At 72.1% G+C, this 5,865-nt stretch carries 7 protein-coding genes; 4 read left to right on the top strand and 3 right to left on the bottom strand.

Annotated features, from left to right (window positions below):
• Positions 1 to 185 precede the first annotated feature (185 nt).
• Positions 186 to 719: a DUF1269 domain-containing protein gene (locus tag VF825_RS18470; RefSeq protein WP_331116125.1), complete on the bottom strand. Its 534-nt coding sequence runs from the start codon at positions 717 to 719 to the stop codon at positions 186 to 188.
• 182 nt (positions 720 to 901) lie between these two features.
• Here VF825_RS18470 and VF825_RS18465 point away from each other — a divergent pair, with 182 nt between their 5' ends.
• Positions 902 to 1,315 (top strand): DUF7144 family membrane protein, encoded by a 414-nt coding sequence (locus tag VF825_RS18465; RefSeq protein ID WP_331116123.1) that lies wholly within the window; start codon positions 902 to 904, stop codon positions 1,313 to 1,315.
• Here the strand turns inward: VF825_RS18465 and VF825_RS18460 are convergent.
• Positions 1,304 to 1,486, bottom strand: coding sequence for a hypothetical protein (locus tag VF825_RS18460; RefSeq protein ID WP_331116121.1), 183 nt, complete (start codon positions 1,484 to 1,486; stop codon positions 1,304 to 1,306). The two genes, VF825_RS18465 and VF825_RS18460, sit on opposite strands and share 12 nt — an antisense overlap.
• Before the next feature lie 10 nt (positions 1,487 to 1,496).
• Here VF825_RS18460 and VF825_RS18455 point away from each other — a divergent pair, with 10 nt between their 5' ends.
• Positions 1,497 to 1,925, top strand: coding sequence for a DUF7144 family membrane protein (locus VF825_RS18455; RefSeq protein ID WP_331116119.1), 429 nt, complete (start codon positions 1,497 to 1,499; stop codon positions 1,923 to 1,925).
• 76 nt (positions 1,926 to 2,001) lie between these two features.
• On the opposite strand, the gene VF825_RS18450 is transcribed toward VF825_RS18455, so the two are convergent.
• The gene (locus tag VF825_RS18450) at positions 2,002 to 2,226 is read right to left on the bottom strand and encodes a hypothetical protein (RefSeq protein WP_331116117.1); all 225 of its coding nucleotides are present in this window, start codon (positions 2,224 to 2,226) and stop codon (positions 2,002 to 2,004) included.
• Positions 2,227 to 2,407: 181 nt separating this feature from the next.
• Here VF825_RS18450 and VF825_RS18445 point away from each other — a divergent pair, with 181 nt between their 5' ends.
• Complete coding sequence (locus tag VF825_RS18445) at positions 2,408 to 4,639, top strand: phage holin family protein (protein ID WP_331116115.1); 2,232 nt, start codon at positions 2,408 to 2,410, stop codon at positions 4,637 to 4,639.
• A gap of 44 nt (positions 4,640 to 4,683) precedes the next feature.
• A partial coding sequence (locus VF825_RS18440) for a hypothetical protein (RefSeq protein ID WP_331116113.1) occupies positions 4,684 to 5,865 on the top strand: 1,182 nt, incomplete at its 3' end.

Here is a 5,865-nt window from a genome sequence, read left to right as displayed (position 1 = left end):
AAGAATCCCGCCCAGAAGCTGAACGAGCTCCTCGTTGCATCAGCCGCTTGAAACCGCCATGCCCCAAGCCTGAGGAACGTCCCTCTCGGGCGGTGTGGTGACGGTGCCGCGCCCGCGCCGGTGACGGTGGGTGGCGCACGCGACGGTGGCCGCGGCGGGCGCCGCGGCCACCGTGGAGGTGCGGGTCAGGCGGTGACGGGGGTCTGGGGCGTGGCGGCCGAGGCGTCGGCTGCAGCCTGCCCGTGCAGGGCCTCCTGCAGCTCCTTCTCGGCGTCCTTGGACAGCGAGGACTTCAGCACCTTGCCGCCGAACGGCGCCATGGCCTCGACGGCCTTGTCCGGCGTCGCGTGCTCGATCACGAGGAACAGCGCGGACGTGCCGGGCTGCACCATGTCCTTGACCTGCTTCTCGAACTCCTTGTCGATGCCGACCTTCTCGACCTTGCCCATGAGGGCGCCGAGGCCCGCACCGAGGGCCATGCCGAGGAACGGCACGAAGAACAGCATCCCGAACAGCAGCCCCCAGAACATGCCCCACGTCGTCCCGCCTGCAACCGGGTTGTGGTTCGTCGTGACGTGGTACTTGCCCTGCTTGTCCCGGCGGATCACCGCAATGGCATCGGGCTGGATGATCAGCTCCTTGGCCAGCTCCTCGGCCTTGTCGCCGGCGGCTGTGGCGGTCGTCTCGTCGGGGTACCCGATGGCGATCAGCGTGCTCATGTTGCTCCCTTGACTGCGGCGACGAGACGGTCTCGCCCCTCGGGGTCCATGGCATCGTCCGGGCCGGGCGCACGCGTCATCCGCAGGGAGTGATCTGTCCGGGGCGCCGGTGGGTGAGCGTGGACGGGACGGCAGGACCGTCCCGCGCGGCGCGTGCCGCCCGGAGAGGGAAGGAGCAGGAGATGGCCCACGCGCATGCAGGTGTCACCCCGACCCCCACGAAGTGGGTGGGCTGGGTGGTGTTCGCCAGCATCACGATGATCACGCTCGGCGCGATCGAGGTGATGATCGCGATGGTGGCCTTCTTCAACAAGGCCTACTACTCGGTCGCGAGCACGGCCCTCGCGGTGCACATCAACTACACGGGCTGGGGGATCATCCAGCTCCTGTTCGGGCTGTTGCTCATCGCCGCCGGCTACGGGCTGCTGGCCGGGCAGGCCTGGGCTCGGGCCGTGGCCATCGTCGTGGCGTTCCTCAGTGCTGTGGCCAACCTGGCCTTCATCCCGGCCAACCCGTGGTGGGCGCTGACCGTGATCACCCTGGACGTCATCGTCATCTACGCCGTGGCGGTGCACGGCGCCGAGTCACGGCTCTGAACCGGCGCCGGGCTGCCCGGCACCGATCATCCGCTCCGCATGATGTGGGCGACCGGCCTCCCGGCGAGCGTGGAAGAGCAGAAACAGGCCCGACCCGGGACTCGGGTGAGCCGCGAACAACCGGAGGATCGCGATGAGCGACATGTCGAACTTCTCGAGCGCGTCGAGCACGCAGGCGGGGATGCCTCAGCATGCCTCCTCGAGCGGCCCGATCAGCGAGCACCCGACCACGGGCTGGGTGGGCTGGGCGTACTTCGCCGGCATCATGATGATGATGGTCGGCGCGTTCCAGATCATTGAGGCGCTCACGGCGCTGTTCAACCAGAACTACCTGCTCGTCAAGAGCAGCGGGCTCGTGGTGCACGTCAACATCGCCGCATGGGGATGGGTGCACCTCCTCATCGGCCTCGTGCTGGTCGCCGCCGGGTTCGCCGTCATGGCCGGCAGGATGTGGGCCCGGATCGTCGGCATCCTCACCGCCGGCCTGAGCGCCATCGTCAACCTGGCGTTCATCGCGGCGTACCCGCTGTGGTCGATCACGATCATCACCGTCGACGTGCTGGTGATCTACGCCCTGGCTGTGCACGGCGGGGAGCTCAAGGAGTCCTGACCGCGGTCGGGTCCCCTTGTGGCATAACAGGTATGCCGCGTCGCCACCGGGCGGCGCGGCATACCTGTGCCGTCGGTCAGGGGGTGGGGGAGGTGTCCTCCAGCAGCTGGCGCACCTCGAGCAGCTCGACCCCGAGGGCGCGCAGGCGCTCCAGCAGGCCCAGCAGGGCGGCCTGGTCGGACGGGGCGGTGCGGATGACCGTGCGCACCGGCTCCGCGCACACCTCGGCCACGTCGAGGCCCTCGACGAGCTCCGGCGGGATCACCCCGCTGACCCGGACCTCGTACGTCCGTGGGTTCATGCCGTCCTCCCGGAGCGCTCGACCGTCCCTGAAAGTCTCGGTCGCGGGCGCCTGCGGTGACGACCTCCCGCGCGGATGAGCCGGGCGCCGCACAGGTGTCCCCGCAGGATGAGGCGCCCCGGCACGGCGTGCGCCGATGCTGGAGCCGCAGCACCGCCGCACCGGAAGGCAGGGCCCCGGCATGGAGGAACCCCAGGCCAGCGCCAGGGGCGCGGGCTCCCGCGCACGGGTCGGGTGGCGGCTGCTGCGGGGACGGCGGCTGACCTCCTGGACCGAGGTCCGGCGCATGCTCGTCGACCTGCTCCTGGCCTGGCTGGTCCTGTCGCTGACCATCTGGGTGGTGCCGGGGCTCAGTGCTTCGACGCGGTGGGACGTGCTCGTGGCCGCTGCCCTGCTCGGCGTGCTGACCGCGCTGCTGCGACCGCTGGTGACCTCCTTCGCGCTCCTGCTGGGCTGGGTGGGGGTGCTCCTGGCGGGGGTGTTCGCCGAGGCGGCGCTGTTCGCCCTGGCGCTGGTGCTCAGCCCGGGCATCACCGTCTCGGGCTTCTGGCCGGCGTTCTGGGGCTCCTGGCTGTTCGCCCTGCTCACCACGACCGCCAGCTGGGTCGGCTCGGCCGGTGACGACACCGCCTTCCTGTCGCACCTGCTGGCCCAGTCCCGGCCGGCCGCCGGGTCGGTGACCGTCACCTCGGTGCCCGGCGTGGTGTTCATCCAGATCGACGGGCTGGCGGCGCCGTTGCTGCAGTGGGGGATCCGCAGCGGGAACCTGCCCACCATGACCCGGTGGGTGCGCACCGGCACGCACGCCTTGACCGAGTGGCAGGTCCAGCTGCCGTCCACGACGCCGGCCAGCCAGGCGGGGCTGCTGCACGGCGCCAGCGCGCAGGTCCCGGCGTTCCGGTGGTACGAGAAGGAGAACGGCGCGCTGATGGTGGCCAGCAAGCCCAAGGACGCCCACGTGATCCAGCAACGGCTCACCGACGGCCGGGGGCTGCTGGCCGACGGCGGCACCAGCATCTCCAACATCTTCACCGGTGACGCACCGACCGCCCTGCTCACGATGAGCGCGGTGACCGGGCAGGACGCCCGCCGGGCCGTCCGGCGGCGCGGTCCCTCCCGGGGCTACGCGGCGTTCTTCACCAACCCCTACGGGCTGTGCCGGTCCCTGGTGCTGTCCGTCGCGGAGATGGTCAAGGAGAAGTTCCAGGCGCAGCGCCAGCGGCAGCGCGGGGTGGAGCCGCGGATCGACCGGCACGGGTCCTACGTGCTGCTGCGGGCCGTGACCAACGTGCTCCTGCGCGACCTCAACGCCGGGCTCATCGTGGAGCAGATGATGGCGGGCACGCCGTCGGTCTACACGGACTTCACCGACTACGACGAGATCGCCCACCACGCGGGTCCGACCCGGCCGGAGTCGATGGCCTCCCTCGCCGGGCTCGACCAGCTCCTCGGGGTCCTGGAGTCCGCCGCCACGCACGCGCCGCGCCCCTATGCCTTCGTCGTGCTCTCCGACCACGGGCAGAGCCAGGGCGCCACCTTCCGGCAGCGGCACGGGCAGACCCTGGAGGAGCTGGTCCGGGGGCTGATGGAGGCCGGCGCCGGGAGCACGTCCGTGATGGCGGCCACCGGGGTGGAGGAGACCGCCGGACCGGCCAACACGTTCCTGTCCCAGGTGGGCAGCCAGGGCGGCGCCACCGGGCACGCGGTCCGCCGGGCCCTGCGGCACCGCTCCGTCGACGAGGAGGTGCACCTCGAGGGGGCGAGCCACGACGGTGCCGGCGGGACGGCGGACCGACCCGGGGAGACCGGCGCGTCCGACGTCGTGGTGATCGCCTCGGGGAACCTGTCGATGGTGTGGTTCCCGGGTCACCCCGGGCGGATGACCCGGGAGGAGGTCGAGGCTGCGTGGCCCGGGCTGCTGCCGGCCCTGGTCGCCCACCCCGGGATCGGCTACGTGGTCGTGCAGACCCGGGCCCACGGGCTGGTCGCGCTGGGACGGGACGGCACGCGATACCTGGAGGAGGACCGGGTGGAGGGGCGCGACCCGTTGGCTCCCTTCGGGGAGGCGGCGCCACGCGAGGTGCTGCGGCACGCACGCCTCGACCACGTCGGGGACCTGGTGCTCAACAGCGCGATGGACCCTGGCACCGGGGAGGTGGCGGCGTTCGAGGAGCTCGTCGGCAACCACGGCGGCCTCGGCGGGTGGCAGACGCAGGCCGTGCTGCTGCACCCGGCGGCCTGGCCGGTGCAGGACGCCCCGCTGCGCGGCGCCGACGCGGTGCACCACCAGCTGGTCCGCTGGCTGCGCGACCTCGGCCACCGGCAGGGCGTGGACGACGGGCAGGCGCCGGCCGCGGCGACCGGGGACGAGTCATCCGCACTGAGGGAGGCGAGACCGGCCGCCGGGGGGTGAGGCTCGGAGGAGAGGGCAGGGCCTGCACCGACGGAGGGAACCGCGTGTCCGAACCCATCGCACCGGCGGGTCGTCCGCCGCAGGACCAGGAGGTCGCCCGGCTCAACGCGCGCATCGCGTCGCTGGAGCAGGAGCTGGCCTCGGCGCGCGCCGCGTCGCCGGGGACCGCGCCGTCCGCCACGCCGGCCCCACGCCCGCGTCGGTGGCGTGCCTTCGTCGCCGGCCTGCTCATCGTGCTCGGCTCGCTGCTGGCGCCGCTGTCGGTGCTGGCCGTCTGGGCCAACCGCGAGGTCTCCGACACCAGCAGGTACGTCGAGACGGTCGCCCCGCTGGCGCACAACCCGGACGTGCAGGCCGCCGTGACCGATGCGGTCACCAAGCAGGTGTTCACCTACGTCAACGTGCCCGGCCTGACCTCGCAGCTGCTCGACGCGCTGCAGGCGCGGGGTGTGCCACCGGAGCTGGCCACCCGGCTTCACGCCCTGGAGCAGCCGATCAGCAACGGCGTGCAGGGCTTCGTGCACGACCAGGTGGCCAAGATCGTGGCCAGCCCGGCGTTCGCCGAGGCCTGGACGCAGGCCAACACGGTCGCCCACCAGCAGATGGTCAACGTCCTGTCCGGCCAGCAGGGCGGGGCCGTGAGCTCCAAGAACGGTCAGGTCAGCGTCAACCTCGGACCGTTCGTCGACGACGTGAAGAAGAAGCTCGTCGCGCAGGGCTTCACGGTGGCCAACAACATCCCGGCCGTCAACGCCTCGTTCACGGTGTTCGAGTCGCAGGGCGTCACCAAGGCCCAGGGCCTGTACAGCCTGCTCAACACCCTGGGCTCGTGGCTGCCGGTCATCGCGCTGCTGCTGCTGGGGATCGGCATCTACGTCGCCGGCAACCACCGGCGCGCGACGCTGGCCTCCGGGCTGGGGGTGGCGGGCGGGATGCTCCTGCTCGGCCTGGGACTGGCGATCGTCCGGCCGCTCTACCTCGACGCGGTGCCGAGCACGTTGCCCCACGACGCGGCCGCGGCGGTCTTCGACACCGTCGTGCGGTTCCTGCGCACCTCGCTGCGCGCGGTGCTCGTGGCCGGCCTCGTGGTCGCCCTGGCAGCCTTCATGAGCGGCAGCTCGGTGACCGCGGTGTCCACGCGGCGAGCCCTGGTGCGCGGCATCGGGAGGCTGCGCGGCGGTGCCGAGTCCGCGGGCCTGCGCACCGGACGGTTCGGCCCGTGGGTC

It is taken from the genome of Oryzihumus sp. (assembly GCF_036391795.1).
In the GTDB taxonomy this organism is placed as follows: domain Bacteria; phylum Actinomycetota; class Actinomycetes; order Actinomycetales; family Dermatophilaceae; genus Oryzihumus.
This window is presented reverse-complemented; position numbering and strand designations above follow the sequence as displayed.

Bases quoted from the DNA above. Each gene is read 5' to 3' on its own strand.
- VF825_RS18450 (WP_331116117.1), bottom strand. From the start codon at position 2,226: ATGAACCCACGGACGTACGAGGTCCGGGTCAGCGGGGTGATCCCGCCG.
- VF825_RS18470 (WP_331116125.1), bottom strand. From the start codon at position 719: ATGAGCACGCTGATCGCCATCGGGTACCCCGACGAGACGACCGCCACA.
- VF825_RS18465 (WP_331116123.1), top strand. From the start codon at position 902: ATGGCCCACGCGCATGCAGGTGTCACCCCGACCCCCACGAAGTGGGTG.
- VF825_RS18445 (WP_331116115.1), top strand. From the start codon at position 2,408: ATGGAGGAACCCCAGGCCAGCGCCAGGGGCGCGGGCTCCCGCGCACGG.
- VF825_RS18455 (WP_331116119.1), top strand. From the start codon at position 1,497: ATGCCTCAGCATGCCTCCTCGAGCGGCCCGATCAGCGAGCACCCGACC.